1 pseudogene is annotated in these 540 nt (G+C 61.9%); it reads left to right on the forward strand.

The annotated features are described in order from the left end of the window. Positions 1-540: pseudogene (glcE, locus tag PROAA_RS13695) on the forward strand (glycolate oxidase subunit GlcE); the annotation flags it as partial.

Genomic DNA, 540 nt, shown 5'->3' on the forward strand with positions numbered 1-540 from the left:
CGGTTACGATGTGTCGCGACTGATGGCCGGCAGCCTGGGCACGCTGGGCCTGATCGTTGAAGTCTCGCTCAAGGTTCTGCCGGTTGCTGTCGCAGAGCGGACGCTGCTTTTCGAACTGGCGCAAGACAAGGCGCTGGATTTGCTTAATCGGTGGGGCGGGCAGCCGCTGCCCATCTCGGCATCGGCCTGGGGGGACAATATCCTTCATATCCGCCTCTCGGGTGCTACGGCGGCGGTGAGCTCGGCAAGCAGGACGTTAGGTGGTCAGATGCTTGCAGCCGATGAAGCGACGGCTTTCTGGCTAAGCTTGCGTGAGCAGCGCCATGCTTTCTTTGATGGCGAAGCACAGCTATGGCGCATTTCCATCCCTTCGACAAGCCCGGCTCTGGATCTGCCGGGTGCGCAACTCGTGGAATGGGGTGGTGCGTTGCGCTGGCTGCGCGGTGGAGCCTCGTTGACCGATCAGGCGGTTCGTCAAGTAGCCGAGCAGGTCGGCGGACACGCAACGTTGTTTCGAGCCGACGAGACAAAGAAGGCCGA

Origin of the sequence: Candidatus Propionivibrio aalborgensis, assembly GCF_900089945.1 — a bacterium.
GTDB lineage: Bacteria > Pseudomonadota > Gammaproteobacteria > Burkholderiales > Rhodocyclaceae > Propionivibrio > Propionivibrio aalborgensis.